Raw genomic sequence first — 26,851 nt, forward strand, 5'->3', positions numbered from 1 at the left:
CCATCGACAACGGACTCAGGCCTGCCACGGGCCCGCCAGTGCAGTTCCGACGCTGCTCGCGGTGGCCGCAGTGGCCGCGGGGAGACTCTCTTCCCTGCCGCTCGGCAGACTCGTCGACGCCATGCGGCTAATCTCGCCGCGCGCGTCCGCGATGGCGTCGGTGAGCACGTCGGTCAGGTCGTGCCGGGGCTGCCACCCCGTCAGCGCGCGAAGTCTCGTGGTGTCGGGGACTCTTCGTTGCATGTCCTCGAAGCCCGCACCGTACGCCTCGGCATACGGCACGTATTCCACCGAGGAGGCGCTCCCCGCCTGGGCGATGACACGCTCGGCGAGCTCGCGGACGCTGATCTCCTCGGAGGAACCGACATTGAACGTCGCGCCTTCCGCCCCCGGATTCCCCAGCAGGAGCATCAGCGCCTCGACCGCGTCGGCGACATGGAGAAAACAGCGCCTTTGCCGACCAGTCGCGTGAACGGTGAGAGGCTCTCCGCGCACCGCCTGCCGGGCGAAGCGCGGAATGACCATCCCGTAGGACGGGCTCTGCCGAGGCCCCACGGTGTTGAAGAACCGGACGATCGTCGCCCTCAAACCCCGTTCGCGGTGATAGAGCCCCGTGAGGATCTCGTCGACCGCCTTCGCCGTGCTGTACGACCAACGGACCACTGAAGGGCTGCCCAGGATTCGGTCGGAGGTTTCGCTGAGCGGTCCCGAAGAGTTCTTGCCGTAGATCTCCGAGGTGCTGGCCACCAGAACTCTGAGCGAGTAGCGCTGAGCCGACTCGAGTACCGTCTCCGTGCCTCTGATGTTCGTGATGAAAGATTTCAGAGGTTGCTCGACGATGAGTTTGACCCCGACGGCGGCGGCCAGATGGACTACGGCGCCACACTCACGCGCCAACTCATCGACGAGGAGTTCGTCCAGAACGGAGCCCTGGACGAAACTGAAGCGCGAGTTCTCCTGCGCTCGGGCGAGGTTGGACATTCGCCCGGTCGCAAGGTTGTCGAGAACCACCACTTCCTTTCCTTCGGCCAACAGCGCGTCCACGAGGTGTGAGCCGATGAAGCCAGCTCCACCGGTGACCAGATATTTCGAACAACGATCCATGCGGGCCACTCCGGTTCGGTGGGTGGATGTCGGACAACTCCCACGGAGCTCGATCGTCACGCCGAGCCCAACATTCACCTATGGGAGAAGTAGCAGAAATTGAAACATCGGCGCGCCCACAAGTTACGTCGACCGGGCCGTCTCTTACTCGATTGGAGTGATTCGGAAAAACATGACGTGGCAAGGGCAACACTGCGCACCGCATGTGCGTCAATTGGCCTGAGAACACTACTGCCCAGGAGGCCACGGTGATGATGGCACACGACCCGCACAGGCAAGAGAAACTGATTGTCGTAGGTCAGGGATACGTTGGACTCCCCCTCGCTGTACGGGCGCTGGAGGCCGGTTTCTGCGTGGTCGGCGTGGACACCGACGAATTGCGCGTGAAACGCCTGCTCTCAGGCGATTCCTATATCGAAGACGTCGACGGGGCACGCCTGGTGGCCGCGCTGGACAGCGGCCGTTACCAGCCCACCACGGACTACGACGGGATCGCCGACTTCGACGTATGCGTGATCACCGTGCCCACCCCACTGCGTGACGGCGTGCCAGATCTGAGCTTCGTGGAAAGCGCGGGCCGCAGCATCGCCCCGCACATCACGGACGGCGCCACCGTCGTCCTGGAGTCCACCACGTATCCCGGCACCACCGAATACCTGCTACGGCCGCTGCTGGAGGAGGGCAGTGCGAAGAAGGCAGGCGTGGACTTCCACCTCGGATACAGCCCCGAGCGTATCGACCCCGGCAATCCCGACTGGCACCTGGAGAACACTCCGAAGGTGACCTCCGGGATCGACTCCGCGTCGCTGCGCAGCGTCGAGCGCTTCTATGCGCGCATCGTGGAACGCACCGTGCCGGTCAGCTCATGCCGCACCGCCGAACTGACGAAGCTGCTGGAGAACACCTTCCGGCACATCAATATCGCCATGGTCAACGAAATGGCGATGATCTCGCGGGAGTTGGGGGCCGACATCTGGGAAGCCATCGAGGCGGCCGCCACCAAGCCGTTCGGCTTCATGCCCTTCACACCCGGCCCCGGTGTCGGCGGGCACTGCCTGCCGGTCGATCCCTCGTATCTGTCCTGGCAGGTCAAGCGACTACTGCGGCAGGACGTCCGGTTCATCTCACTTGCCAATGAGATGAACGACCAGATGCCCGCCTACGTCACCTCGCGGATCACCCGGGGACTGAACGAACGCGCCAAGTCGGTCAAGGGGTCCCGGGTCCTGCAACTCGGCCTGGCCTACAAGAGGAACACCGGCGACATCCGTGAGTCGCCGGCCATCATGCTTGCCCAGTCGCTGCGCAAGCTCGGCGCCCACGTCGTCGCGGTGGAACCACACACGGAATCCCATCTGCTCCCCCCCGACATCACCGTCGTGGAGCTCACCGAGGCGGAGATCCGGGCGGCGGACGTGGTCGTCGTGGCCACCGACCACGACGCTTTCGACTACTCGCTCGTCGAGCAGACCGCGGCATACGTCCTCGACACCCGCAACCGCTGCCGGGGGGAGCGCGTCGAGGTCCTGTGAAGGTGGACCTCAGGCTAGCGGTGACGACAACGCCCCGGGTCTCAGTGATCCGGGGCGTTGCTCTCCGCGCCTGGATGGGGCACCCGGAAACGATTCGCCATGCGCCAGTACGACACCGAGGTCACCGGTAGACGGTACGCCTTCTTTACCAGTTCATGTGCGCCTGCATCCCCCAATGGGATGAGCTGTCATTATTTCAGGTGAAGATCACTAAAGCCAGTCATGCAACTTGCGAGAAGATCCTCCTGACCATTCTTTCGCTCGCGCAGCCCCGTACGTCTTTTCGGCTGCCCTTGTGAGCTCGATCATCGTCGGGGGTTCGCATGATCCACGGGTGGGCCGGCCGAGCCGGTTCTCTCCGTACCACTCGCATCGGCTGCCCATCTCTCGCCCGGATGGGCAAGACACTGGGTACGGGCCCCGCTCTGGTCGCCGCCGCCGGAGCCGGTGTGACGGCAGCCGTGCTCGTGCCAGCGGGCGTAGGAGTGGCGGCTGCGCACGGCGGGGCCGCTCTGTCCCTCCTTGCCCGGGCCCGGACGGCCCAGGGCAAGGTGCGTCTTCGTTTCACGCTGCTCGCCGCTTCGGCCGCGGCGGGTGGCCTTCACCACCTCCTCGTGAGTCAGATCGGCTCCGGTGCGCGCTCCGCCGGGTTCGTCCAGTCCGTGGTTCGTCCACTGGCGGGCGCCGGGATCACCACATGTCTGGCGATCGCCGTCGTCGCGCTGGTGATGGCGGCCGCGGACAACGGAACGACCCTGACCCGGCTACGACGGCTGCTGGACGGCTGGCTGATCGCGGGCTCCCTGCTCACCCTGGGGTGGGTCCTCCTGCAGCATCGTGCCGACCAAGGCGGTGACGTGTCGGCCTCGCTGCTCGGTCTCGCACGCGTTGTGACGGACGTTCTGCTCCTGGGTCTCGTCGTCGCCCTGCGCTGCTGTCCGAAGCGCGCTGAGCGCAGGGCCACCACAGTGGGCGTCCTGGCTCTCACCGTTCTGTTCGCGGGCGACGTGCTCCGCGTCCTTCTGTCAGGGCCGGGCAGCTGCTACGGGATCCCCCTCCCGGCAGCCTGCTCGATCACCGGACTGTCCCTCGTCGCTGTCACGCCGTGGCTGCCGGGGAGCACCGACGACGTGGGGCTCGACCAGCGGACGATGCCCGTCGTCGGGGTGGTGGCAGCATTTGTGCCCATGGTCGTCTGCGCTCTGGCCATCGCGGCCCACGCCGTCACCGGTGGCTCCATGGACATCGTGATGGCAGCCCTGGCCGGCTCGGTGCTTCTCGCGCTCGCCGCCCGCCAGGGCGTCACCCACGCCGACCACCTGCGGATCGCACAGGAGGCCGCGGCCCGTGAAGCCCACTACCGCACACTGGTCGACGGCACGCTCGACGTGATCACCATCATCAGTCGGGACGGGGTGGTGCTCTACGTCAGTCCGGCGATCCACCCGGTTTTCGGCTACCGGCCCGAAGAACTGATGGGCGCTCGCCTGCCCGAGTTCTGCCATCCGGACGACCTGGCGACCTTGCAGCAAGCCGAATCAGACACCGGCAGAGGGGGCCACCGCGTGTCCTGGCAGTTGCTGACCGCGGACGGACGTTGGCGCCATGTCGAATCGACCATCAGTCGCCATCCCGAGGGATTGATCTTCATCAGTCGCGATGTGAGCGAGCAGGTCAGGCTCCAGGCACAACTGGAGCACCATGCCTTCCACGACGCGCTGACGGGCCTCCCCAACGGTGCCCTGTTCGCCGACAGGGTCGCTCATGCCCTGCAGAAGCGGGGCACGGACGTGGCCCCGCCCGTGCTGCTCTTCGTGGACCTGGACGGTTTCAAGGCCGTCAACGACTCTGCCGGACATGCGACCGGCGACGCTCTCCTGGCCCACGCGGCGCGTCGGATCCAGTCGTCCGTGCGGGCGGGAGACACCGTCGCCCGCCTCGGCGGCGACGAGTTCGCGGCCCTGCTGGAATGGAAGGCGGGGACGCACCCCTCAAGTGCCGAGGAAGTCGCCACAAGGATCCTGTCCGCTCTGACGAAGCCGTACCGGATCGGCAGCGCGGACGCCGTGATCTCGGCCTCCATCGGCATGGCGGTGGCCGTACCGGGAATCTCACCGGAGGAGCTCCTGCATCAGGCGGATCTCGCCATGTACGCGGCCAAGGCAGCAGGCAAGGGGCGTATCCACGTGCACCAGTCGCCGGCAGCCCACGGACAGGGGGCGTCCATCCGTGGATGAGCCGTTCATGCCCGGTGCAGTGGGGCACGGCCGTCCCCTGCGGGATTGTCACCCCGTCCAGAAGTCCCACCATCGCGTCAGGATCAGCATCCCGACGACGCCGACGTGCAGCAGTGGCAGCACGTGGGTGAGCTCGTCGAAGAGCGTCCTCGACCATTCGGGCGCGGGCAGGATTTCGTTCCGTACGTTGAAGGAGGTCAGGTACCAGAAGACGAAGATCGTGGCGATCCACGCCAGACAGCACCACAGGCACAGGGCGTTGATCCGGTACAGCGACTCGAACTGCAGCCACGACACGAATCCGATCCCGAACAGCGTGCCCGCCTCGAAGGTCAGCCAGTACCACCGGGGGAATCGCGCCCCGGCCAGCAAGCTCATGCCGACGCAGATCACGATGCCGTAGCAGACCAGGCCCAGCATCGGATTGGGGAACCCGAAAGCCGAGGCCTGGTCGCTCTTCATGACGCTGCCGCAGGAGAGCACCGGGTTCAGGCTGCAGCCCGGCGTGAAGTCCGGGTCCTCCAGCAGCTTGAACTTGTCGAGCGTGATGACCCAGGAAGCAAGCAGTCCGGCCGCACCCATGACCACCAGCAACAGGGCGAACGCCCGGCCGCCGCCTGCGGTTCTGGCCATCAGCCGCGCAGGCTGCGGGCCGGGAGCAGGACGTGCGCCGCGGCCCTGAGTGTTTCCTCGGCTCCCACGAAGGCGGCAAGCGTCTCGGGGTCGACGGGCTTGCCCGGCTCGGCCCCGGGCCAGGGCCGCGTGGTGAATACGAGGTAGGCGTGTCCGCGTCGGCCGACGGCGGCGAGCCACTCCGGCGGCGGCACGCACTGGACGTTGAGGTGGAACATGGTGACGACGGCCTGACCGGCCTCGACCAGCAGACTGATGGGCAGACTGGGGCATGCGGCAGCGTCGACGAGTCCCTCGCCGAGGGACAGCCCGGCGCTGAGCAGCAACCGCTCGACGGCGGCTGACGCAGCATCCGGGCCGCCCCCGCCGTCCCCCAGGGAGTAGGCGAGAAGGTAGGGCATGTCGCCGTCGGGAGCTGTACCACTCCAGGCCATCACGACGAGCGTGCCCAGGTCGGCGGCGCGGAAAGGGCGCATTTCGCTTGAGGTTGAGGTCACCGCGGAACCCTATCGACGGGCCGACAGGCACCAGGCCGCGTTCTCACCCGTACGGCCGACGGTCCGAAGGGTCTCCACACGAACGAGGGAGAAGGCATCGTGTTCCTCTCTTCGGCGGCTCATGCGACGAGAGGGACGGCCGCCCTCCCCTGCGGGAGAGCGGCCGTTGGAACGGACTCCGCTCGGTCAGCTGTTGTCGCAGACGCTGCCGAACGCCGGGTTCAGCAAGCCGACGACATCGGCCGTGTTGCCACAGACGTCGACCGGAACATGGAGCGGTACCTGGACGACGTTGCCCGACAGGGCGCCGGGGGAATCGGCGGCGGCGGCCTGGGCACCACTGTCGGCGGCGGCGACACCGGCGGTGCACGCCACGGCCGCGGCGGCAATGGAGGTCAGGGCCAGGCCCTTGGCGATACGCAACATGGAGTAGGTGCTCCTCGGGGTTGACACAGTGACGGGCGGGATGCCCGGCACTGTGTCAACGCATGGTGCATCCGAGAGTTGCGCCGCCAATGGGGTGATCCTCGCATACGAGGACACAACGGGACGGGCTGCACACCGCCTACGACACGCGGACTCGGCCCCGTCGGTACAGCACGGCTCCGCCGAGGAGCAGTGCAGCACCGGCGGCCGATGCCACCAGGACGTTCTCACTTCCGGTGTCGGCCAGGGCAGGTACGCGTTCGGAATCCGCGGTGCCGGAGGCCGTCAACGACGTGCTGGACGAGGCCGTGGTCACCGGCTCGGATCGCTCTGTGCTGGGCGACTCCACCGAAGGCTCGGTACGCGGCGCGACCACCTGCGTGACCGGCGTCGTCGGCGTAGCGGGCGTCGCGGGCGTGACCGGTGTCGCGGGGGTAACCGGCGTAACCGGCGTCGCGGGCGTAACCGGCGTCGCGGGGGTAGCCGGCGTCGCCGGCGTGACGCCCTCGTCGCCGGACGGGGCTTCCGGGACGTCCGGCTCGGTCTGCGGCAGGGGGGCGTCCGAGATGCTGGACGCCGAGTCGCCGTCGCCGTTGCCGCAGGAGTTGCCGAACACCGGGTTGAGGACGCCGGCCGCGTTGGCGGAGTTCCCGCACACGTTCACCGGGGTGCTCACCGGCACCTGGACGTCGTTGCCCGAAATGACACCGGGCGAGTTCGAGGCGTCTCCGTAGGCAGCAGCCTGCTGCGGGACGTTGGAGTCGCCATTCGCGCACGAGTTGCCGAACGCCGGGTTGAGAAGGCCGATGACGTCGACGGAGTTCCCGCACACGTTCACCGGAATGTTCGCCGGCGCCTGGACGGTGTTGCCCGAGAGGACACCGGGCGAGTTTTCCGTGGCCCCAACCGCGTCCGAGTCGGCGAAAGCGGCGGTGGTGTACAGGGACAGGATACTCGTCGCGGTGGCAGCCACGATCGTTCCCCTGCTCAGGGTCTGTCGCACTTTTTTCGTTGTCTTCCTGCTTGGAGAAGTGGAAAGCCGGCCTTGGCGCCGAAGCGGCTTCCCAAGGCCGGCCATGACAGCCAGGCCGGCTGACGAGGCGCCGTCAGCCGTTGACGCAGCCGTTGCCGAACGCCGGGTTGAGCAGGCCGATGATGTCGACCGTGTTGCCGCACGCACTGACGGGGACATGCAGGGGAACTTGGAGCACGTTGCCCGAGAGGGCGCCCGGCGAATTCGCGGCGGCGCCATTGGCGTCCACATCCGCGAAAGCGGGGGCGGCCAGTCCCATGGCCATGACCGCGCCCGCGACGACAGCAGCGCTCTTCTTCATGGAATTTCCTTCCCATCTCTTCGGTCATGCCCCTGTGTCGGCCGAAACCGAGCGAGCACAGCGTGAAAGCTCGCGCCATGACCTGCAGGCTGTGAACGAGTGATAGACGGCCGAAGCAACTGTGGAACGCCACCGTGGCAGGAATTCACTCGAATGCCTTGCCCTGACGCGGAGAAACGATTCATGGACGGGCTCGGGCCGGCCCACGCGGGGATCTTCGCCGACGTCAAGTACACCTCGGGTCAACCGTGTGCGCGGGGATTGACTTCGTTACTTCACCCAGGTGGGCCATCGGAGTGAAGGGGAGCAACCATGCGCGGCGGCGGCAGTTGAACCCAGGTGCTCCGGTGGACGGAGTTTCTCCAGAAGGGATCAGTAAGTGATCAAGAAGATTATGGCTGCCGCCACGGTCGCCGTTTCCGTCGTCGGTGCCTCGGCTGCCGCCGCACCGAGTGCGCTGGCAACCGGCAACGACGGTGACGTGACGTCCACCAGCGGCAGTGGTGCCGTCCAGCAGTACGGCAACTCGGCGACGTACGGCGGCATGAGCCCCCAGATGGCACTCATCCAGGGTTCTTTCAACAAGCCGTGCATCGGCCTTCCGGCCAAGGCGAACCTCGGCTCCCTCGTGGGCGTCGTACCGGTCTCGGTCCAGGACATCCCGGTCCTGTCGGCTCCGCAGAACCAGCAGTGCGCCGAGAACTCCACCATGGTCAAGGGCGACGAGCCGCTCTCGCACATCCTGGAGGACGTCCCGGTCCTGTCCGCCAACGGCACCAACAACAGCTGAGCCGGGCCGGCATTCGGGCCTTCCTCAGCCCAACGGACCCTCTTCCCAGGTCTCGTCAGTGGGCCGCCGAATCGTCGGCGGCCCATTGGCCTGCCGTTCATGAACCGGCTCATATTCCTCGAAAACTGAGCCAATCGGGTTAATTCATGCAACCCGGGGCGACATTGAGCCGTTGGTGACCACGTAACTCCCCGCCAAAGTCCGCTTTTCGAAGGGAACCACCATGAAGAAGCTGTGGGCCACCGCGGCTGTTGCCGCTTCCGTCGTCGGCGTCTCGGTCATGGCCGCCCCCCAGGCCCTGGCGACCGCTGACGACGGTGACACCACGACCGTCAGTGGCAGCGACGCCGAGCAGTTGTTCGGTAACTCGGCCACGGCCGGCGACATGAGCCCGCAGTTCGCGCTCCTCCAGGGCTCGCTGAACAAGCCGTGCCTCGGTCTGCCCGCGCAGGCCAACGCCGGTTCGATCGTGGGCGTCGTACCGGTCACGGTCCAGGACATCCCGGTCCTGTCGGCCCCGCAGAACCAGCAGTGCGCCGAGAACTCCACCATGCTCAAGGGCGACGAGCCACTCTCGCACATCCTGGAGAGCGTCCCGGTCCTGTCCGCCAACGGCACCAACAACAGCTGAGCCACCACACGAAGGCGGCGGGTCACCGGAGATCCGGTGACCCGCCGCCTTCGTGTCACGTGATCACCTGCGGTACAGCGCCTCGATCTCATCCGCGTACGCCGCGGTCACGGCGTGCCGTTTGACCTTCAGGGAGGCGGTCAGCAACCCGTTCTCCTCGTTGAACTCGCCGGCGACCAGGGTGAAGGCGCGGATCGACTCGGCGCGGGAGACGGCCTCGTTGGCGTAGTCGACGGCCTTCTGGACGTCGGCGCGCATGCGCGGGTCGCGGACGACCTCGACCATCGGGGTGTCGGGGGGCATCTTGCGTACGGACAGCCAGTGGGCGACCGCATCGACGTCAAGGGTGATCAGGGCGGCGACGAAGGGCCTGTTGTCGCCGACGACGATGCACTGACCGACGGGCGGGCGGCTGCGCAGCCGGTCTTCCAGGACGGCCGGGGAGACGTTCTTGCCGCCGGAGGTGACGAGGATGTCCTTCTTGCGCCCGGTGATGGTGAGGTAGCCGTCCTCGTCCAGGGAGCCGAGGTCGCCGGTGGCGAACCAGCCGTCGGTGAGGACCGCGTCCGTCGCCGCCGGGTTGTTCCAGTACGAACTGAAGACGATCCCGCCCTTGATGAGCACCTCACCGTCGTCGGCGATGCGGATGGCGGTGCCGGGGACGGGGAGGCCGACCGTGCCGGGGCGGGGTTCCAGGGGCGGGACGATGGTGGCGGCGGCTGTGGACTCGGTCAGGCCGTATCCCTCGTAGACGATGATCCCGGCCGCGCAGAAGAACAGGTTGAGGTTGCGATCGAGCGGGGAGCCGCCGCTGATGGCGTAGCGCATACGGCCGCCGAGCTCCTTGCGGATGCGCCGGTAGACCAGCAGGTCGTACAGGGCCCAGGCGGCGTAAAGGCCGAGGCTCGGGCCCTTGCCCCGGTCGAGGAACTTGTTCAGGTACGCCTCGCCGAAGCGGACGCCGATGCGGTCCGCGCGGTCGAAGGAGGCGCCGCGGCCGATCTTCTCGGCGGTCGCGCGGCCGGTGTCGTGGATCTTCTCGAAGAGGTACGGGACGCCGACGAGGAAGGTCGGACGGAACTCCTTGAGGGCCGGGCGGAGTTCGTCGGGCTTGATGCTCGGGCAGTGGCCGATCTCGATGCGGGCCATCAGGCAGGCGATCTGCAGGGTGCGGCCGAGGATGTGGGCGAGGGGGAGGAAGAGGAGGGTGGAGGCCACCTGGCGGGTGACCTCTTTGAAGATGGGGTGGAGCAGCTCGACCGTGTTGGCGGCCTCGGCGTGCAGGTTGGCGTGGGTGAGGACGCAGCCCTTGGGTTTTCCGGTGGTGCCGGAGGTGTAGCAGATCGTCGCGATCGTGTCGGGGGTGAGGGCGGTACGGCGCTTGGTGACCTCCTCGTCGGGGATGCTCCGGCCGAGGGCCGTGAGGTCGTCGAGTGCGCCCGCGTCCAACTGCCAGATGCGGGGGATGTCCTGGTGGCCGGTCTTCGTGCCGGCAGTCACCGTGGCGGTGTTCTCGGCGGTCTCCGTGACGACGTAGCAGGCGCCCGAGTCTCGGACGATCCATTCCACCTGTTCGGCGGATGAGGTGGCGTATACGGGAACGGTCTGGCCACCCGCCGCCCAGATCGCGAAGTCGAGGACCGTCCACTCGTAGCGGGTGCGGGACATCACGGCGACCCGGCCGCCCGGTTCGAGGCCTGCCGCGATCAACCCCTTTGCCACGGCGGTGACTTCGCGGGCGAAGGCAGCCGCGGTGACGGGGTGCCAGGTGCCGTGGTGCTTGCGGCGGAGGACGACGGCGTCGGGGGCATCGGCCGCGTTGATGTAGGGCAGGTCGGCCGTGCTGCCGGTGGTGGCCCTCGGGGCCATCGGTGCGGTGCGGGCCTCGCGCACCACGCCGTTCTCGTCCCTGACGATCTCGACCTTGGTGCGGGAGGCCAGCTCGGTGCGCAGCCCGGCCCGTTTCAGATCCTTGCGTACGCCCATGACGGCTCCCCTGGTCGACGCTGACTCGAAGTCAACTTACTCATAAGTAAGGAATGGTCAATGGGGCCCGCGAAGACGGCACTGATGTTCTAGCCCTGGCCGCGGTGGGCCTGTTCGATCACCTCGGCGAGCTGCTCGACGTCCTTGTCCTCGGTCGTCTTCGCCAACTCTGCGGCGCGGTCCTGGAGTTCGCCGAGGCCTGGGTCGCCGGGGAGGGAGGGTCGGCCGTCGTCTCCCTGACGGAGGGCTTCGGCGAAGTAGGCGGCTGTCGCGGTGACCTGGAAGCGGGGGCTCGCGTCCCGGAGGGAGTCGTGGAGGGCGCCGGTCTCCACGTCGCCGGACTTCTCGTGCGGAGCTCGGGTGTCGGGGTCGAGCCAGCGGACCGTAGCCGTGGCGAGGTGGCCGTCGGCACCGGGGTGGGCGCGGACGGCGTACAGGGCGGTGACGGTGTGGCCCGGCCCGACTTCGCCGCCGTCGACACGGTCGTTGCGGAAGTCGTCGTCGGCGACCAGGCGGTTGTCGTAGCCGACGAGCCGGAACTCGGCGACCGTCTCGGGATCGAAGGCGACCTGGGCCTTGGCGTCGCGGGCGGTGAGGTCGATGTTCTGCGGGAGTTCGGTGCAGAAGACCCTCGCGGCGTCGTCCTCGCCGGACACGTACACCGTGTGGCCGTCGCCCTTGTCGGCGAGGCGTTCCATGAGGGCGTCGCCGTAGTCGCTGCCGACGCCGACGCCGAAGAGGGTGATGCCGTACTCGCGGCGGGACGACGAGATGCGTTCGAGCATGGAGTCCGGATCGGTGTCGCCATCGTTGGCGAGGGCGTCGGAGACGAGGACGACCCGGTTGGTGGCGCCCGCGCGGTGGCCCTCCACGGCGGTGGCGTAGCCGGTCTCGACGCCCGCGCCGAGGTTGGTGGAGTACGTCGGCTCCAGGCTGCCGATCGCGTCGTGGATCTCGCCGCGGTGGCCGCCGAGGCGGGTCATCGGCAGGACCTGCTCGGCCTTGTCGCTGAAGGTGACGACGGCGACCGAGTCGTCGTCGCGCAGGCGGTCCGTCATGGTGTGGAGGGAGTGCTGGGCGAGGTCCAGGCGGCCCGGCTCGCTCATGGAGCCGGAGATGTCGATGACGAAGGTGAGGGCCGCGGGCGGGCGTTCGCCGGTCTGGGTGGAGGGGCGGGTGGTGAGGCCGACGCGGACCAGGGACCAGTTCTTCTCGTCGGTGCGGGCGCCGTCGACGGTGACCGTGAAGCCATTGCCGTCGGGGCGTTCGTAGTCCTGGCGGAAGCTGTTGACGAACTCCTCGGGTCGGATGGTCGACGGGGCGGGGCGCCCGCCTGCGGCGAGAGTCCGGCGGGCGTAGTCGTAGGAGGCCGTGTCGACGTCGAGGGCGAAGGTGGAGAGGTAGTCGGGCGAGGGACTGGCCTCCCGGGCGGTGTCGCCGTCGGCGCCCTGCCGTTCGCCGCCGTCCTGGCTGCTGTGCGGGGCGGGGAAGCCGGTCCTCTTCGGGGCGTCCGCCGAGTTGTTGCTGCTCTCGGAGCCGCCCGCGCCGCACGCCGTGAGCAGCAGACCGCCCGTCGTCGTGAGGGCGAGGAGGACGGCGCGCAGCCGTCGAGTGCGGTGGTGTCGCCTGCCCGGCCGTGGTGTTCGGTGCCGCTCCATCTTCCGTGCCCCCTTGGGGTGTTGACGCCGACGTCTGTGACTGTGACGGCGCGGGGGGCCGGAATGTGCGGCATGGGGCGTTACGGATGAATCTCAAGACGGCCACGATCATGGCCGCTTGAGACCGGTGGGTGATCCTCCGTTGACCTAGGACACCACGTCCTTGCGGGCGAAACCGCGGAAGGCCAGGGCGAACAGCACGAGTGCGTACGTTATGGAAACCGCCGTGCCCTGGATCATGCCGGACCATTCGAGATGCGGCTGGACGGCGTCCGCCCAGGCGAACTGCCAGTGCGCGGGCAGGAAGTCGCGCCAGTGGCCGAGGGCCGTCACGGCGTCCAGGACGTTGCCGACGATGGTCAGGCCGACCGCGCCGCCGACCGCGCCGAGGGGAGCGTCCGTCTTCGTCGACAGCCAGAACGCCAGTCCCGCGGTGACCAGTTGGGACACAAAGATGTACGCCACTACCACCAGCAGGCGCTGGGCCGCCGTCCCCGGGTCCAGCGCACCGCCGGTGGGGATCTCCAGCGGGCCCCAGCCGTAGGCGGCGGTTCCGACGGCCAGCGCGACCACGGGCAGCAGGATCATCGCGGCGAGGCTGAGTCCGAGTCCGACGACGAGCTTGGACCACAGGAGGCGGGCGCGTGGGATGGGTGCGGCGAGCAGATAGCGCAGGGAGGACCAGCCGGCCTCCGAGGCGACCGTGTCCCCGCAGAACAGGGCGACCGGGATGACGAGCAGGAAGCCGGCCGACACGAAGAGATTGACGGCGGCGAAGTTGGCACCGGACGCGGTGGCCGTGTCCATCAGGGTCACCGTGTCGCTGCGGCCGCCCGGCTCGCCGCCGATCGCGAACGCGATCAGCAGCACGAACGGCAGCGCGGCGAGGATCCCGCCCATGACCAGCGTCCGGCGCCGCTTGAGCTGACGGACCAGCTCCACCCGGAGGGGCAGGGTCCGGCCCGCACGGTAACCGGAGGCGGTCTCGGTGCGCTCGACCAGCGCGCTCATGCGGAACCTCCGATCAGAGTGAGGAAGGCGTCTTCGAGGCGGCGGTGGGGGCCGATCGAGGCGACCGGCACTTCGAGTCGCACCAGCTCGACGAGGAGGCGGGCGGCGGCCGCGGAGCCGGTGGCGGGGGGCTCGGGTTCGGGCCCCGCACCGACGACGGCCGCGGTCGCGTCCTCGACGGACGACACGCCCCCGTCCGTCTCCCGGACGGGGACCGGGACCGGCTCCGCCGCGCGGCGAGAGACGCCGGCGGGCACCGCGATCGGCTCGTCGGAGGGCAGGGCGACCGCGTCGGCGAGCGGATCCGTCCCTTGAGGCGAGGCACCGCCGGGTGCCAGCCGCACAAGCAGCCCTCCATCCGTCCGCACCGCCGACTCGACCCCGGACAGCGCGGCCACCTTCTCGACCAGTGGGTCCGCGATGTCGGCCGCCAGGCCGACGAGCAGGGTGTCGCCGGAGCCGACGATCTGCCCCACGGGACCCGCCTGGACCAGCTTGCCCCGGTCCATGACGACCAGGTGCGTGCACGACTGCTCGACCTCCGCCAGCAGGTGGCTGGAGACGATCACCGTGCGGCCGGCCGCGGCGTACCGGATCATCACCTCGCGCATCTCGCGGATCTGCGGCGGGTCGAGCCCGTTGGTCGGTTCGTCGAGGATGAGAAGGTCCGGGAGGCCGAGCATGGCCTGGGCGATGGCGAGGCGTTGGCGCATGCCCTGGGAGTACGTGCGGACGGCGCGGGCGAGCGCGTCGCCCAGACCCGCGATCTCCAGAGCCTCGTCCAGATGAGCGTCCTGCGGGGGCCTGCCCGTCGCCTGCCAGTACAACTCCAGATTCTCGCGGCCGGAAAGGTGCGGGAGGAAGCCCGCGCCCTCCACGAACGCGCCGACCCGGGACAGGACGGGGGCGCCGGGGCGGATCGCATGGCCGAAGACGCGGATCTCGCCGCCGTCCGGCTTGATCAAGCCCATCAGCATGCGGAGTGTTGTGGTCTTGCCCGCGCCGTTGGGGCCCAGCAGACCAAGCACCTGGCCCTTCTCCACGCGGAACGACAGGTCCCGTACCGCATACCGGTCCGCCGACTTGGCGTACCGCTTGCTCAAGTCCGTGATCTGGAGCGGGACTTCGGCGAGCGCGGGGTCCGGGGGCGGCGCGGTGGTGCGGCGGTGGCCCGTCAGCAGCAGGGCCAGGGCGATCACCGCGCCGGCCAGCGGGAGCCACCACACCCAGGACGGCAGGGGGGCGGCCGCGGTCGTCACGGCCGGGGCCGTCGGGACCTTCAGATCGCCCTTCAGGGAGACGGTGTACGTCGCCGGAGCCGTCGGGGATGCGTAGCCGAGGTCGGTGGAGGCGAGGATCAGGCGCAGGCGGTGGCCCTGCTCGATCTCGCGGTCGATGGCGGGGAGGGTGATCGTGACGTCCTTGCCGGACTTCGATCCCTCGACCCGGAGGGGCGCGACCAGCTGGGAGGGCAACACGGACTGGCTGCCGCCCGGGCCCACGTCGTACACCTTGGCGAACAGCACGGCGTCGTCGCTCGTGGACTTGACGTGGACGGTGACCGTCGGGGATCCGGTGATGCGGAGGTCGCCGGTCACCGGTGCCGACTCGAACTGCGCGTACTGCCCGGGGAAGTCCAGCGACACCCCGACGCCGAGCGAGGAGAGCTGGGCGAGGCCGCCTCCGCCGAGGCCGGGCAGGGCGGAGACGGCGGGCGGGCCGGCGCCGGCCGGGTTGTCGAAGCTCTGCTCACGTCCGGTGAGGGCGATCGCCTGCTGCCCGTTCTCCAGGCCGGGGTAAGCGTCCGCGGTCGCGCCCCGCAGCAGGGCCGCGCCGTCGGTGGAGTCGACGCCTCCGGTGCGGGTGATACGGAAGGCGGGGCCCGTGTCCGTGCCCTTCTCGTCCTTGAGGTACCGGTCGAACCACGCACGCACGCGTGTCTGCACGCGGCTGGTCTCCATGTCGCCGCCGTCATGCCCGCCCGCGATCCAGTCCACGTCGACCGGGGCGCCGTTGGCACGGATCGCCTTCGCCGCCGCGTCCGCCTGGCCGAGCGGGAAGAGGGAGTCCGTCTGGCCCTGCACCAGGAGTGTGGGCACCTTGATGCGGTCGGCGACGGCGGACGGTGAGCGGCCCTCCAGCAGCCGCGTGGCCTGCGCGTCCGGCTTGCCCGACTGCGCGACCCGCTCGTACATCCGGCACAGCTCGGTCTGGAACTTGTCGCAGCCGCCGCCGGAGTTGATGAAGATGCCGGCCCACAGCTTCTTGAACACGCCGTTCGGGAAGAGTGCGTCCGCCAGGTTCCAGTAGGTGATCGCCGGGGCGATGGCGTCCACCCGGTCGTCGTGGCCCGCCGCGAGCAGTGAGATCGCGCCGCCGTACGAGGCGCCTGCGACGCCCACGCGTGGATCACCGGTCTTGTCGAGCTGGACCTGAGGCTGTCTGGCCAACCAGTCGATCAGCCTGGAGACGTCGGCGACCTCGCCCTTGGAGTCGTTGAGGCCGATCTTCCCGGTGGACCTGCCGAAGCCGCGCGCCGACCAGGTCAGCACCGCGTATCCGTCTCTGGCCAGGTCCTCCGCCTGCTGCCGTACGTCGTCCTTGCTGCCGCCGAAGCCGTGGGCCAACAGGACTGCTGGGCGGCGGCCCTCGTCGGAGGACGTGAAGTACGAGGTGTCGAGGCGGACGCCGCCGACGACCATCACCCGGTCGGTGTGCCGCACCGCGGGCGCGTCGTCGGAGGCGACGGCCGTCCATGTCCCGGCACCGGCGAGCACTACGACGGCGGCCCCGGCGGCAAGAAGCCGTCGGGGCCTCCGAAGCAGGCCTCGCAGGGCGGGCAATCGAAGATCCATGCCTTCAACGGTACGGCGTGCCTTTGACAGTCGGAGCAGACCGCGGGGTGAACGGGCGCCCCTCCCCTGGGAGTACGGGTTCGCCTCGCTGTACCGCAGTCGTGGTACGGCCAAGAGCTCGATCGCTGCTGTGATCGGCCGACCGCGGGTTCGTTGTGGCTTGTCGCTCCTCCACTCTCGGCTTCGCTCGAGCGGGGGGACCCCCATCGCGGCGGAGCCGCAATTCGATACAGCCCCGCGCCCCCAGGCGCCCCTTCGGGGCGATCAGGGTTGTGCGTCCTCCGGGATCGAGACCAGCCACCGCGTGTCCCTGCGCGGGCGCAGGTACAGCGCCCAGTACAGGGTCGCCACCGCCGTGATGCCGCCCGTCCACAGCAGATGGCTCGTCTCCTGCCGGCTCAGGATGTACGCCAGGACCGCGATCAGCAGGACCGGCATCGCAGGCCACAGGGGCATTCGCCAGGCCGGCGTGTGCTGGTGCGAGCCTCGGCGGGAGAGGAGCGCGGCTACCGCGACCAGCAGGTACATGCCCGTCACCGACACGCCCGTGACGCCGTACAGGGTGTCCAGGTTCACGAAGCAGAGCAGGGCGCCGGGGACGCCGACGGCGAGCGTGGCGACCCAAGGGGAGCCGAAGCGGCCGAGCTTGGCGAAGACGGTGTTGACCGGCTCGGGCCAGGCCTTGTCGCGGGCCGAGGCGAACAGGACGCGGGAGTTCTGGATGACCATGACGATGCCCGCGTTGATGATCGCGAGGGCCACGCAGAGGCTGACGAAGGTGCCGACCGCGGAGTTGGACCAGGCGTGGACCATGGCGCCGATGTCGCCGCCGGTCAGTTCGGCGAGGTCGGAGGCGCCGAGGGTGATGCCGATGACCGGGACCAGGATGATCACGGCGGAGATGCCGAGGGTGGCCAGGACCGTACGGGCGACGTTCTTGCGCGGGTTCTCCAGTTCCTCGGAGAGGTAGACCGCGGTGGAGAAGCCCTGGGTGACGAAGAGGGCGATGGCGAGCCCGGAGACGATCAGCATGGCCGTCACGGTGTCCACGCCGCCGTCGGCGCCGGCCACCTGGAGGGCGACCAGGCTGTCCGGACCGCGCTCGGCGTGGGCGAAGCCGAGGACCGCGACGACGGCCGCCGCGACGACCTCCAGGACCAGGAAGACTCCGGTGATCCAGGCGTTGGCGCGCAGGTCGAGCAGACCGGCGAGGGTGGCGAGCAGCATGACGCCGGCGCCCGCCATCGACGGGTCGAGGTCGACGATCGGGGCGAGATAGTCGGCCGTGCCCATCGCGATCACGGGCGGCACGATCATCACGACCAGCAGCGAGAGCACGAAGACCAGCCAGCCCGCGAGGCGTCCGGCCATCGTGGTGACCATCGCGTACTCACCGCCGGCGCTCGGGATCAGGGTGCCGAGCTCGGAATAGCAGAACGCGACGGCAATACAGAGCAGGGAGCCGATCGCGATGGTGAGGGCGGTGGCAGTGCCGAGCGAGCCGAAGAGGTCGGGGACGACCACGAAGAGGGTGGAGGCGGGCGTCACGCAGGAGAGCGTGAGCAGAGTGCCGCCGACGACTCCGATCGAACGCTTCAGCTCCGGTGTGGGGGCCGATACGTCATCGGTGACGGGGGACTTCTCCAGCGTGTCGGTCATGCGGCGGTTCCGATCGACTCGTGCGGCGGTGGTTCGGAATGGAACACCGACGAAAACCATTGCGTCAATGGCTGTATACCTACGAAATCCGCAGCAAAAGCAGCCTCTTGATCGCGTAAACAGCAGAACAGGCAAGCCGTTTCGGTTTTTGTCGCCGTGCGGGAACCGCAAGGCGAAGGTCGAAAAAACTGCCGGGGTCCGGCATACGGACGTGTCAGTGGGGCCCGCTAGAGTCCCCCTGTCGCACAGAGAAGACACAGTGAATGGGTGGGGACACATGAAGCTGAGGCACACCACGGCCTGGGTGGGGTTCACGGCGGCGGCTCTGGTGGCGGCCACCGGATGCGGATCCGAGGCGGCCAAGGAGACCACGAAGAAGGCGGCCGAGGCGGTCACCAACTCGGACAAGATCATGGCGGCGCTGGCCCGCGCCACCGACCGGACCGAGGAGCTCGGTTCCGCCGAGGTGAGTATGTCGACCGACCTGGGCACCGGTACGCCGATAGCCATGGACGGCACCTACTCGTGGGGCGACGGCATGGCCTACGACATCCAGATGGACACCAAGGCCGCCCAGATGGAGTCGCTCCAGGACGACCCGACGATCCACTGTCTGCTCGTCGACGGCGTCTACTACTACGACGTCGACCCGCAGCCCTCAGGACCGATCGAGGGCAAGGAGTGGATCAAGATCGACTCCTCCGCGGTGTTCGGCGAGAGCGGCAGCCAGGCCTACAAGGGCGGCGGCGACAGCGGCAACCCGACGGCCTCCCTGAAGGGACTGAAGTACGCCGACGACGTCGAGGACCTCGGCACCGAGACGGTGAACGGCCAGAGCACGACCCACTACCGGGCCGTGCTCGACGAGGAGGACATGGGCCAGTTCAAGGAGGCCTACAGCGGCGAGGACAGCATGCTGGGCGACATGACCGGCGGCGCCACCACGATGGCCATGGACATCTGGGTCAACGACAAGGACCTGCCCGTCCGTCTGAAGCAGGTCATGGGCCAGATGTCGATCTCCATGGACTTCGCCAAGTTCGGCGCCACGAAGGACATCTCCGCCCCGCCGGCCGCCGAGACCGTCGACCTCACCGACGAGCTCAAGGCGAACAACGGCCAGTGACACGACCGGGCCCGGGCACTTCTCCAAGTGCCCGGGCCCGCAAGTGACTCAGTGGTTGCGCGGGAAGCCCAGGTCGACGCCGGTCGGGGCCTCGGACGGGTCGGGCCAGCGGGTGGTGACGACCTTGCCGCGGGTGTAGAAGTGCGTGCCGTCGTTGCCGTAGATGTGATGGTCGCCGAAGAGCGAGTCCTTCCAGCCGCCGAAGCTGTGGTAGCCGACGGGGACCGGGATCGGGACGTTCACGCCGACCATGCCGGCCTCGATCTCCAGCTGGAAGCGGCGGGCGGCGCCGCCGTCCCGGGTGAAGATCGCGGTGCCGTTGCCGAACGGCGAGCTGTTGATGAGGGCCACGCCCTCCTCGTAGGTGTCCGCGCGCAGCACGCACAGCACCGGGCCGAAGATCTCGTCCTGGTACGCCTTGGCGCTGGTCGGCACCTTGTCGAGGAGCGAGATGCCGATCCAGTGGCCGTCCTCGAAGCCGTCGACGGTGTAGCCGGTGCCGTCGAGGACCACCTCGCAGCCCTCGGCCGCCGCGCCCTCGACGTAGGAGGCCACCTTGTCGCGGTGGACCTTGGTGATCAGCGGGCCCATCTCGGAGGTGGGGTCGTTGCCGGGGCCGATCTTGATCTTCTCGGCGCGCTCGCGGATCTTCTCGACCAGTTCGTCGCCGATCGCGCCGACGGCCACGACCGCGGAGATCGCCATGCAGCGCTCGCCCGCGGAGCCGTAAGCGGCCGATACGGCGGCGTCGGCGGCCGCGTCCAGGTCGGCGTCCGGCAGGACCAGCATGTGGTTCTTGGCGCCGCCGAGCGCCTGCACGCGCTTGCCGTTGGCGGAGGCGGTCGTGTGGATGTAGCGGGCGATCGGGGTCGAGCCGACGAAGGAGACGGCCTTGACGTCCGGGTGCTCCAGCAGACGGTCGACGGCCACCTTGTCGCCGTGGACGACGTTGAAGACACCGTCGGGCAGACCGGCCTCCGCGAGCAGCTCGGCGATCTTGATCGATGCCGACGGGTCCTTCTCCGACGGCTTCAGCACGAAGGTGTTGCCGCACGCGATGGCCAGCGGGAACATCCACATCGGGACCATCGCCGGGAAGTTGAACGGCGTGATGCCCGCGACGACACCCAGCGGCTGGCGGATCGCGGCCACGTCCACGCGGCTCGCGACCTGCGTCGACAGCTCGCCCTTCAGCTGCACGTTGATCCCGCACGCCAGGTCGACGATCTCCAGGCCGCGCGCGACCTCGCCGAGGGCGTCGGAGTGCACCTTGCCGTGCTCGGCGGTGATCAGCTCGGCGATCGCGTCCCGGTTGGCGTCCAGCAGCGCCCGGAACTTGAACAGGATGGTGGTGCGCTGGGCCAGCGAGGACTGGCCCCAGGTCACGAAGGCCTCCTTCGCGGTCCGTACCGCGGCGTCCACCTCGTCGACCGAGGCGAACGCGACCTTCGTGGTGACGGCGCCGGTGGCCGGGTCGGTGACCGGCCCGTAGTTACCCGACGCGCCTTCGACGGTCTTGCCGCCGATCCAGTGGTTGACGATCTTCGTCATGACCAAGAACTCCTTCACAGATGGCGGCGTCGGGTAGAGACGTGCCGGTCGTACTCGTCGCGGGCCTTGACCGCCGACGGTCGGGTCGCGGTCTCGGCCACAGGAACATCCCACCAGGCCTGCGCTGCGGGCGCGCCCGACACTGTGTCTGCCGTTTCGGTCTCCACGTAGACACATGTGGGAGTGTCGGCGGCCCGCGCCTCGGCGAGCGCCGCGCGCAGGTCCCGGACGGTCTTCGCGCGCAGCACGCGCATGCCGAGGCTGGCCGCGTTGGCGGCGAGATCGACGGGGAGCGGGGCGCCCGTATAGGTGCCGTCGTCCGCCCGGAAGCGGTAGGCGGTGCCGAACCGCTCGCCGCCCACCGACTCCGACAGGCCGCCGATGGACGCGTACCCGTGGTTCTGCACGAGCAGCATCTTGATGGCGATGCCCTCCTGCACGGCGGTGACGATCTCCGTCGGCATCATCAGATAGGTGCCGTCGCCGACCAGCGCCCAGACATTGCGCTCGGGGGCGGCCATCTTCACGCCGATCGCGGCCGGGATCTCGTAGCCCATGCAGGAGTAGCCGTACTCCAGGTGGTACTGGTCGGCCGAGCGGGCCCGCCACAGCTTGTGCAGATCGCCGGGGAGCGAACCGGCCGCGTTGATGATCACGTCCGACTCGTCCACCACGGCGTCCAGCGCGCCGATGACCTGCGGCTGGGTCGGCCGTACGTCCGGTTCCTCGGCCTCGAAGCAGGCGTCGACGCGATGCTCCCAGACCGCCTTGTCCTCGGTGTACTCGGCGACGTACGACGGCGCGACCCGGTGGCCGTGCATCTCCAGCCTCGTGGTCAGCTCCTCCAGGCCGGTGCGGGCGTCCGCGATCAGGGGCGTACCGGCGAGCTTGTGGCCGTCGAAGGGCGCGATGTTGAGGTTGAGGAAACGCACGCCCCGCTGCTGGAAGAGGGTGCCGGAGGCGGTGGTGAAGTCGGTGTACCGGGTGCCGACGCCGATCACCAGGTCGGCGGTGCGGGCCAGTTCGTCGGCGGTCGCGGTGCCGGTGTGGCCGATGCCGCCGACGTCCTGGGGGTGGTCGAAGCGCAGGGAGCCCTTTCCGGCCTGGGTGGAGGCCACCGGGATGCCGGTGACGCTCGCGAACTCGGCGAGGGCCTCCTCGGCGCGGCTGTGGTGGACTCCGCCGCCGGCGACGACGAGGGGCCGCCGCGCCATGCGGATCGCCGTCACGGCCTCGGCGAGCTCGGTCGGGTCGGCTCCTGGCCGTCGTACGACCCAGGTGCGGTCGGCGAAGAACTCCTCCGGCCAGTCGTACGCCTCCGCCTGTACGTCCTGGGGCAGGGCGAGGGTGACCGCGCCGGTCTCGACCGGGTCGGTGAGGACGCGTACGGCCTGGAGGGCGGCCGGGATCAGGGCCTCGGGGCGGGTGACACGGTCGAAGTACTTGGACACCGGGCGCAGACAGTCGTTGACGCTGAGGTCGCCCGCGTACGGGACTTCGAGCTGCTGGAGGACCGGGTCGGCGGGGCGGGTGGCGAAGATGTCGCCGGGGAGCAGCAGGACCGGGAGGTGGTTGATGGTCGCGAGGGCGGCGCCGGTGACCAGGTTGGTCGCACCCGGACCGATCGACGTCGTCACCGCATGCGTGGACAGCCGGTTCGACTGGCGGGCGTAGCCGACGGCCGCGTGCACCATGGATTGCTCGTTGCGGCCCTGGTGGTACGGCATGACATCGGCGTACTCGACGAGTGCCTGGCCGAGTCCGGCGACGTTGCCATGGCCGAAGATGCCCCAGGTCGCGCCGATCAGCCGGTGTCGTACGCCGTCGCGTTCGGTGTACTGGGCGGCGAGGAAACGGACCAGCGCCTGCGCGACGGTCAGCCTGATCGTCATCGGTAGCCCCCTGTGCCTTCTACGTGGGCCGGGTGGAAGCAGATCCGCCATTCGCGGGTCTCGCCCGGGCCCGCCATGACGTTCAGGTAGTACATGTCGTGGCCGGGCTGGGCGATCGACGGGCCGTGCCAGCCGTCGGGGACGAGGACGACATCACCCGAGCGGACCTCCGCGAGCACATCGGAGCCGCCCTCCCGGGAGGGGGAGACCCGCTGGTAGCCAAAGCCGTGCGGGCCGTCGATCTCGAAGTAGTAGATCTCCTCCAGCTCCGCCTCCTCCCCCGGCCGGTGCTCGTCGTGCTTGTGCGGCGGGTACGAGGACCAGTTGCCGCCGGGGGTGATCACCTCGACGGCGATCAGCCTGTCGCACTCGAAGGCGTCGGCGGAGGCGAAGTTGCGCACATGGCGCAGCCGGTTGCCGCTGCCGCGCTCCTCCATGGGGACCTCCGGCGCGGGGCCGTAGCGGGCGGGGAGTCGTCGCTCGCACCTTGCTCCTGCCAAAGCAAAGCGGCCACCCGCGCCGGAGGCGATCTGAACCCGGGCGTCCCGGGGCACGTACGCGAAGTCGGTGACCGACGCGAACACGTTTTCCCGGCCCAGGAGTTGGAACTCCTGCTGTTCTGTTTGCACCGTACAACCACCGCTGAGGGGCAGCACGATCCACTCGCTGTCACCGGTGGCGAAGGCATGCGTGCCACCCGGCTCCAGCTCGACGATCCGCAGGCTGGAGTAGGTCCAGCCGGCCCGCTTGGGGTCGATGTCCAGGGCGTGGTTCGCGCCCGCGGTCGCGCCCTTTCGGACGTACAGCTCACTGTTCGTCATGCGGCCCTCACAGCAGTCCTACGGCGGTGTCCACGGCGGCGGTCACATCGCCGTCCGCCGGATACAGCAGCGAACGGCCGACCACCAGGCCGCGCACGGTGGGAAGTTGGAGGGCGCCTCGCCACTTCTCGTAGGCGGCGACCTGGTCCTCTGCGGAGTCCCCTATGTCGCCCCCGAGGAGCACCGCGGGCAGCGTCGACGTCTCCATGACCTGGGCCATGTCGTCCGGGTTGTCGGTGACCGGGACCTTGAGCCAGGTGTAGGCCGAACTGCCGCCGAGGCCCGAGGCGATGGCGATGGACCGGGTGACCGCTTCGGCGGAGAGATCGTTGCGGAGCTTCCCGTCGGGCGTGCGACGGCTGATGAACGGCTCGACGAACACCGGGAGTTGCCGGGCGGCCATCTCGTCGACGGCCCGGGCGGTGGACTCCAGGGTGTTCAGGGAGCCCGGGTCGTCGTAGTCGATGCGCAGCAGCAGCTTTCCGGCGTCGAAGCCGAGGCGCCGGATGTCCTCGGGGCGGTGGCCCGTGAAGCGGTCGTCTAGTTCGAAGGCGGCGCCCTGGAGTCCGCCCCGGTTCATCGAGCCCATGACGACCCGGTCGTCGAGGGCTCCGAGCAGGAGCAGGTCGTCGAGGATGTCGGCGGTGGCGAGGACTCCGTCCACGCCGGGGCGGGAGAGCGCGAGGCAGAGGCGTTCGAGCAGGTCGGCGCGGTTGGCCATGGCGAACTTGCGGTCGCCGACGCCGAGCGCTCCGCGGGCGGGGTGGTCGGCGGCGACGATCATCAGGCGGCCGGAGTCACCGAGGAGCGGCCTGCGGCGTCGGCGGGCGGCGGCCTCGGCGATGGCCTCGGGGTGGCGGGTGCGGGTGCGGACCAGCTCCGCGATGTCGACGGTCACTGGTCGGCCTCGGCTTCGCCTTCGGTCCCTGTTGTGTTACCACCCGCACCAACTCTTTCGTTGTCGGGTGCGGGTGGCCCCTGTGGGACGGTCTCGCCATCGGCGGCTGCGGGTGTGTGCACGGCTCCAGCCGTCAGGGCCGCCGTTACCTCCGCCTGTGTGGGCATCGCCGAGGAGCATTCCAGGCGGGAGGCGACGATGGCGCCCGCGGCGTTGGCGTGGCGCATGGTCGTTTCCAGGTCCCAGCCGTTGAGCAGGCCGTGGCACAGGGAGCCGCCGAAGGCGTCGCCGGCGCCGAGGCCGTTGAGGACGGTCACCGGGAGCGGGGGGACCTCGGCCTGGTCGCCGTCGCGGTGCACGGCCAGTACGCCCTTCGGGCCCTGTTTCACCACGGCGAGTTCCACTCCGGCGTCGAGCAGGGCGCGAGCGGCCGCGTGCGGTTCGCGGACTCCGGTGGCGACCTCCACCTCGTCGAGATTTCCGACGGCGACGGTGGTGTGCTTGAGGGCTTCGGCGTAGAAGGGGCGGGCGGCTTCGGGGTCGCTCCAGAACATCGGGCGCCAGTCGAGGTCGAAGACCGTGATGCCGGACTTGGCGCGGTCGGCGAGCGCCGCGAGGGTCGCCGTACGGCTGGGCTCCGCGCTCAGACCGGTGCCGGTCACCCAGAAGATACGGGCGTCGCGGATGGCGTCGAGGTCGAGTTCGTGGGCGTCGATCTCCAGGTCGGGCGCCTTGGGCTGCCGGTAGAAGTACAGCGGGAAGTCGTCCGGCGGGAACACCTCGCAGAAGGTGACCGGGGTGGGCAGGCCCTGGACCGGGGTCACCCAGCGGTCGTCGACGCCGAAGTCCCGCAGGGCCTCGTGCAGATAGGCGCCGAAGGGGTCGTCGCCGGTGCGGGTGATGACGGCGGTGTTCCGGCCCAGCCGGGCGGCGGCGACCGCGACGTTGGCCGCCGAGCCGCCGAGGAACTTGCCGAAGGAGGTGACCTGCGGCAGGGGGACGCCCGTCTGCAGCGGATACAGGTCCACCCCGATCCGCCCCATGGTGATCAGGTCGTACGCCATCGCGTTCCCTTCGTATCGGCTCTCCCCGGCTTTCTAGCCCCGTGGACGGAGCCCTGTCAATGTTTTGTCCAGACATTCGGACCAGACCTTGACAGCGTTTGCGGCACGGGCCGAAGCTGGCGGCCATGACGTCGTTGTCACCCCAGTCGCCCCCGCCCTCACTGTCGCGCATCCGGATCGGCTCGGCGCCCGATTCATGGGGCGTGTGGTTCCCCGACGACCCGTTGCAGGTGCCCTGGCAGCGCTTTCTCGACGAGGTCGCGGACTCCGGGTACGAGTGGATCGAACTGGGCCCGTACGGGTATCTGCCCACCGATCCTTCGGTGCTCGCGGAGGAGACGGCACGGCGTGGGCTGAAGGTGTCCGCCGGGACCGTCTTCACCGGGCTGCACCATGGCGTGGACGTCTGGGACAGGACCTGGGCCCATGTCTCCGACATCGCCGCGCTCACCCAGGCCATGGGAGCGTCCCATCTGGTGGTCATCCCGTCCTTCTGGCGGGACGACAAGACCGGTGAGGTGCTGGAGCCGAGCTCTCTCACGGCCGAGCAGTGGCGGAATCTCACCTCGCTGACCGAGCGTCTCGGGCGGGAGGTGCGGGAGCGGTACGGGCTGCGGATCGTGGTGCATCCGCACGCCGACACGCATATCGACACCGAGGAGAACGTCATCCGGTTCCTCGACGGGACGGACTCCTCTCTGGTGTCGCTGTGTCTGGACACCGGGCACTACGCCTATTGCGGCGGGGACAGTGTGAAGCTCATCGAGACGTACGGGTCGCGGATCGGGTACCTGCATCTGAAGCAGGTGGATCCGGCGGTGCTGGCGGAGGTCCGGGCTGAGGGGACGCCGTTCGGTCCCGCGGTGGCCAAGGGCGTGATGTGCGAGCCGCCGTCGGGGGTGCCGGCGCTCGGTCCTGTTCTGGAGGCCGCTCAGGGGCTGGGAGTCGACCTGTTCGCGATCGTCGAGCAGGACATGTATCCGTGCGCGGCGGATGTGCCGTTGCCCATTGCTCGGCGGACCCGGGCGTTTTTGCGGTCTTGTGGGGCTTGAGGGTCGCCTAACGGGGTGCCGAGTGCTGTGATTGCGCGTGTGCGGGTTGTGGTGGGCCGGTCGCGCGGTTCCCCCGCCCCTGAGGGAGTCAATG

At 69.0% G+C, this 26,851-nt stretch carries 22 protein-coding genes; 6 read left to right on the top strand and 16 right to left on the bottom strand.

Annotation, left to right across the window (positions count from 1 at the left end; genetic code table 11):
• Positions 1–15 precede the first annotated feature (15 nt).
• Positions 16–1,104, bottom strand: a complete 1,089-nt coding sequence (locus tag H4N64_RS32060; RefSeq protein WP_186285995.1) for an NAD-dependent epimerase/dehydratase family protein — start codon at positions 1,102–1,104, stop codon at positions 16–18.
• A 254-nt stretch (positions 1,105–1,358) separates the two neighbouring features.
• Here H4N64_RS32060 and H4N64_RS32065 point away from each other — a divergent pair, with 254 nt between their 5' ends.
• Positions 1,359–2,636 (top strand): nucleotide sugar dehydrogenase, encoded by a 1,278-nt coding sequence (locus tag H4N64_RS32065; protein ID WP_186285996.1) that lies wholly within the window; start codon positions 1,359–1,361, stop codon positions 2,634–2,636.
• A gap of 395 nt (positions 2,637–3,031) precedes the next feature.
• Positions 3,032–4,873 carry a diguanylate cyclase domain-containing protein gene (locus H4N64_RS32070; protein ID WP_186285946.1) on the top strand — a complete coding sequence of 614 codons (1,842 nt, stop codon included), beginning with the start codon at positions 3,032–3,034 and terminating at the stop codon, positions 4,871–4,873.
• 48 nt (positions 4,874–4,921) lie between these two features.
• Here H4N64_RS32070 and H4N64_RS32075 read toward each other — a convergent pair whose 3' ends face one another.
• The 5 genes from H4N64_RS32075 to H4N64_RS32095 form a co-directional block, all read right to left on the bottom strand.
• Positions 4,922–5,506: a vitamin K epoxide reductase family protein gene (locus tag H4N64_RS32075; RefSeq protein ID WP_186285947.1), complete on the bottom strand. Its 585-nt coding sequence runs from the start codon at positions 5,504–5,506 to the stop codon at positions 4,922–4,924.
• Complete coding sequence (locus tag H4N64_RS32080; protein ID WP_186285948.1) at positions 5,506–6,003, bottom strand: DUF5949 family protein; 498 nt, start codon at positions 6,001–6,003, stop codon at positions 5,506–5,508. The genes H4N64_RS32075 and H4N64_RS32080 overlap by 1 nt, the downstream gene beginning before the upstream one ends.
• 186 nt (positions 6,004–6,189) lie before the next feature.
• The gene (locus H4N64_RS32085) at positions 6,190–6,429 is read right to left on the bottom strand and encodes a chaplin (protein ID WP_186285949.1); all 240 of its coding nucleotides are present in this window, start codon (positions 6,427–6,429) and stop codon (positions 6,190–6,192) included.
• 139 nt (positions 6,430–6,568) lie between these two features.
• Complete coding sequence (locus tag H4N64_RS46225) at positions 6,569–7,402, bottom strand: chaplin (protein ID WP_336246846.1); 834 nt, start codon at positions 7,400–7,402, stop codon at positions 6,569–6,571.
• 133 nt (positions 7,403–7,535) lie between these two features.
• Positions 7,536–7,763, bottom strand: coding sequence for a chaplin (locus H4N64_RS32095; RefSeq protein WP_186285951.1), 228 nt, complete (start codon positions 7,761–7,763; stop codon positions 7,536–7,538).
• Between the two features lie 379 nt (positions 7,764–8,142).
• On the opposite strand from H4N64_RS32095, the gene H4N64_RS32100 reads away from it, so the two are divergent.
• Positions 8,143–8,553 carry a rodlin gene (locus tag H4N64_RS32100; protein WP_186285952.1) on the top strand — a complete coding sequence of 137 codons (411 nt, stop codon included), beginning with the start codon at positions 8,143–8,145 and terminating at the stop codon, positions 8,551–8,553.
• A gap of 223 nt (positions 8,554–8,776) precedes the next feature.
• Positions 8,777–9,184 carry a rodlin gene (locus H4N64_RS32105; RefSeq protein WP_186285953.1) on the top strand — a complete coding sequence of 136 codons (408 nt, stop codon included), beginning with the start codon at positions 8,777–8,779 and terminating at the stop codon, positions 9,182–9,184.
• A 63-nt stretch (positions 9,185–9,247) separates the two neighbouring features.
• Here H4N64_RS32105 and H4N64_RS32110 read toward each other — a convergent pair whose 3' ends face one another.
• From H4N64_RS32110 to H4N64_RS32130, 5 genes are all read right to left on the bottom strand, one after another.
• Entirely contained in the window at positions 9,248–11,170 is a 1,923-nt protein-coding gene (locus H4N64_RS32110; protein WP_186285954.1) for an AMP-dependent synthetase/ligase, read from the bottom strand.
• Between the two features lie 89 nt (positions 11,171–11,259).
• A complete protein-coding gene (locus H4N64_RS32115) occupies positions 11,260–12,828 on the bottom strand; it encodes a vWA domain-containing protein (protein ID WP_186285955.1) in 1,569 nt (522 codons plus the stop codon).
• Positions 12,829–12,975: 147 nt separating this feature from the next.
• The gene (locus H4N64_RS32120) at positions 12,976–13,839 is read right to left on the bottom strand and encodes an ABC transporter permease (RefSeq protein ID WP_186285956.1); all 864 of its coding nucleotides are present in this window, start codon (positions 13,837–13,839) and stop codon (positions 12,976–12,978) included.
• A complete protein-coding gene (locus tag H4N64_RS32125; RefSeq protein ID WP_186285957.1) occupies positions 13,836–16,694 on the bottom strand; it encodes a CocE/NonD family hydrolase in 2,859 nt (952 codons plus the stop codon). The genes H4N64_RS32120 and H4N64_RS32125 overlap by 4 nt, the downstream gene beginning before the upstream one ends.
• 264 nt (positions 16,695–16,958) lie before the next feature.
• The gene (locus tag H4N64_RS32130) at positions 16,959–18,353 is read right to left on the bottom strand and encodes an APC family permease (RefSeq protein WP_186285958.1); all 1,395 of its coding nucleotides are present in this window, start codon (positions 18,351–18,353) and stop codon (positions 16,959–16,961) included.
• A gap of 277 nt (positions 18,354–18,630) precedes the next feature.
• On the opposite strand from H4N64_RS32130, the gene H4N64_RS32135 reads away from it, so the two are divergent.
• On the top strand, positions 18,631–19,479 hold the full coding sequence (locus tag H4N64_RS32135) for an SCO4651 family lipoprotein (protein ID WP_186285959.1): 849 nt from the start codon (positions 18,631–18,633) through the stop codon (positions 19,477–19,479).
• Between the two features lie 48 nt (positions 19,480–19,527).
• Here the strand turns inward: H4N64_RS32135 and mmsA are convergent, their stop codons facing one another.
• Genes mmsA through iolC form a run of 5 tightly spaced genes read right to left on the bottom strand, consistent with a single transcriptional unit; the run spans position 19,528 to position 25,705 of the window.
• Positions 19,528–21,030: a CoA-acylating methylmalonate-semialdehyde dehydrogenase gene (gene mmsA / locus H4N64_RS32140; RefSeq protein ID WP_186285960.1), complete on the bottom strand. Its 1,503-nt coding sequence runs from the start codon at positions 21,028–21,030 to the stop codon at positions 19,528–19,530.
• A 14-nt stretch (positions 21,031–21,044) separates the two neighbouring features.
• Positions 21,045–22,922: a 3D-(3,5/4)-trihydroxycyclohexane-1,2-dione acylhydrolase (decyclizing) gene (iolD, locus tag H4N64_RS32145; RefSeq protein ID WP_186285961.1), complete on the bottom strand. Its 1,878-nt coding sequence runs from the start codon at positions 22,920–22,922 to the stop codon at positions 21,045–21,047.
• A complete protein-coding gene (iolB, locus tag H4N64_RS32150) occupies positions 22,919–23,743 on the bottom strand; it encodes a 5-deoxy-glucuronate isomerase (RefSeq protein ID WP_186285962.1) in 825 nt (274 codons plus the stop codon). Before iolB ends, iolD begins: the two co-directional genes overlap by 4 nt.
• A 7-nt stretch (positions 23,744–23,750) precedes the next feature.
• Positions 23,751–24,641, bottom strand: a complete 891-nt coding sequence (locus H4N64_RS32155; RefSeq protein ID WP_186285963.1) for a Cgl0159 family (beta/alpha)8-fold protein — start codon at positions 24,639–24,641, stop codon at positions 23,751–23,753.
• Positions 24,638–25,705: a 5-dehydro-2-deoxygluconokinase gene (gene iolC, locus H4N64_RS32160; protein WP_260860090.1), complete on the bottom strand. Its 1,068-nt coding sequence runs from the start codon at positions 25,703–25,705 to the stop codon at positions 24,638–24,640. Before iolC ends, H4N64_RS32155 begins: the two co-directional genes overlap by 4 nt.
• Positions 25,706–25,830: 125 nt before the next feature.
• Here iolC and H4N64_RS32165 point away from each other — a divergent pair, with 125 nt between their 5' ends.
• Positions 25,831–26,757, top strand: a complete 927-nt coding sequence (locus H4N64_RS32165) for a sugar phosphate isomerase/epimerase family protein (protein ID WP_186285964.1) — start codon at positions 25,831–25,833, stop codon at positions 26,755–26,757.
• Positions 26,758–26,851 lie beyond the last annotated feature (94 nt).

Origin of the sequence: Streptomyces cupreus, from assembly GCF_014257025.1 — a bacterium.
Lineage (GTDB): Bacteria > Actinomycetota > Actinomycetes > Streptomycetales > Streptomycetaceae > Streptomyces > Streptomyces cupreus.

Bases quoted from the DNA above. Each gene is read 5' to 3' on its own strand.
- iolD (WP_186285961.1), bottom strand. From the start codon at position 22,922: ATGACGATCAGGCTGACCGTCGCGCAGGCGCTGGTCCGTTTCCTCGCC.
- H4N64_RS32085 (WP_186285949.1), bottom strand. From the start codon at position 6,429: ATGTTGCGTATCGCCAAGGGCCTGGCCCTGACCTCCATTGCCGCCGCG.
- H4N64_RS32125 (WP_186285957.1), bottom strand. From the start codon at position 16,694: ATGGATCTTCGATTGCCCGCCCTGCGAGGCCTGCTTCGGAGGCCCCGA.
- iolB (WP_186285962.1), bottom strand. From the start codon at position 23,743: ATGACGAACAGTGAGCTGTACGTCCGAAAGGGCGCGACCGCGGGCGCG.
- H4N64_RS32120 (WP_186285956.1), bottom strand. From the start codon at position 13,839: ATGAGCGCGCTGGTCGAGCGCACCGAGACCGCCTCCGGTTACCGTGCG.
- H4N64_RS32110 (WP_186285954.1), bottom strand. From the start codon at position 11,170: ATGGGCGTACGCAAGGATCTGAAACGGGCCGGGCTGCGCACCGAGCTG.
- H4N64_RS32070 (WP_186285946.1), top strand. From the start codon at position 3,032: ATGGGCAAGACACTGGGTACGGGCCCCGCTCTGGTCGCCGCCGCCGGA.
- H4N64_RS32115 (WP_186285955.1), bottom strand. From the start codon at position 12,828: ATGGAGCGGCACCGAACACCACGGCCGGGCAGGCGACACCACCGCACT.
- H4N64_RS32075 (WP_186285947.1), bottom strand. From the start codon at position 5,506: ATGGCCAGAACCGCAGGCGGCGGCCGGGCGTTCGCCCTGTTGCTGGTG.
- H4N64_RS32065 (WP_186285996.1), top strand. From the start codon at position 1,359: ATGGCACACGACCCGCACAGGCAAGAGAAACTGATTGTCGTAGGTCAG.
- H4N64_RS32135 (WP_186285959.1), top strand. From the start codon at position 18,631: ATGAAGCTGAGGCACACCACGGCCTGGGTGGGGTTCACGGCGGCGGCT.
- H4N64_RS32165 (WP_186285964.1), top strand. From the start codon at position 25,831: ATGACGTCGTTGTCACCCCAGTCGCCCCCGCCCTCACTGTCGCGCATC.
- iolC (WP_260860090.1), bottom strand. From the start codon at position 25,705: ATGGCGTACGACCTGATCACCATGGGGCGGATCGGGGTGGACCTGTAT.
- H4N64_RS32095 (WP_186285951.1), bottom strand. From the start codon at position 7,763: ATGAAGAAGAGCGCTGCTGTCGTCGCGGGCGCGGTCATGGCCATGGGA.
- H4N64_RS32060 (WP_186285995.1), bottom strand. From the start codon at position 1,104: ATGGATCGTTGTTCGAAATATCTGGTCACCGGTGGAGCTGGCTTCATC.
- H4N64_RS32105 (WP_186285953.1), top strand. From the start codon at position 8,777: ATGAAGAAGCTGTGGGCCACCGCGGCTGTTGCCGCTTCCGTCGTCGGC.
- H4N64_RS32130 (WP_186285958.1), bottom strand. From the start codon at position 18,353: ATGACCGACACGCTGGAGAAGTCCCCCGTCACCGATGACGTATCGGCC.
- mmsA (WP_186285960.1), bottom strand. From the start codon at position 21,030: ATGACGAAGATCGTCAACCACTGGATCGGCGGCAAGACCGTCGAAGGC.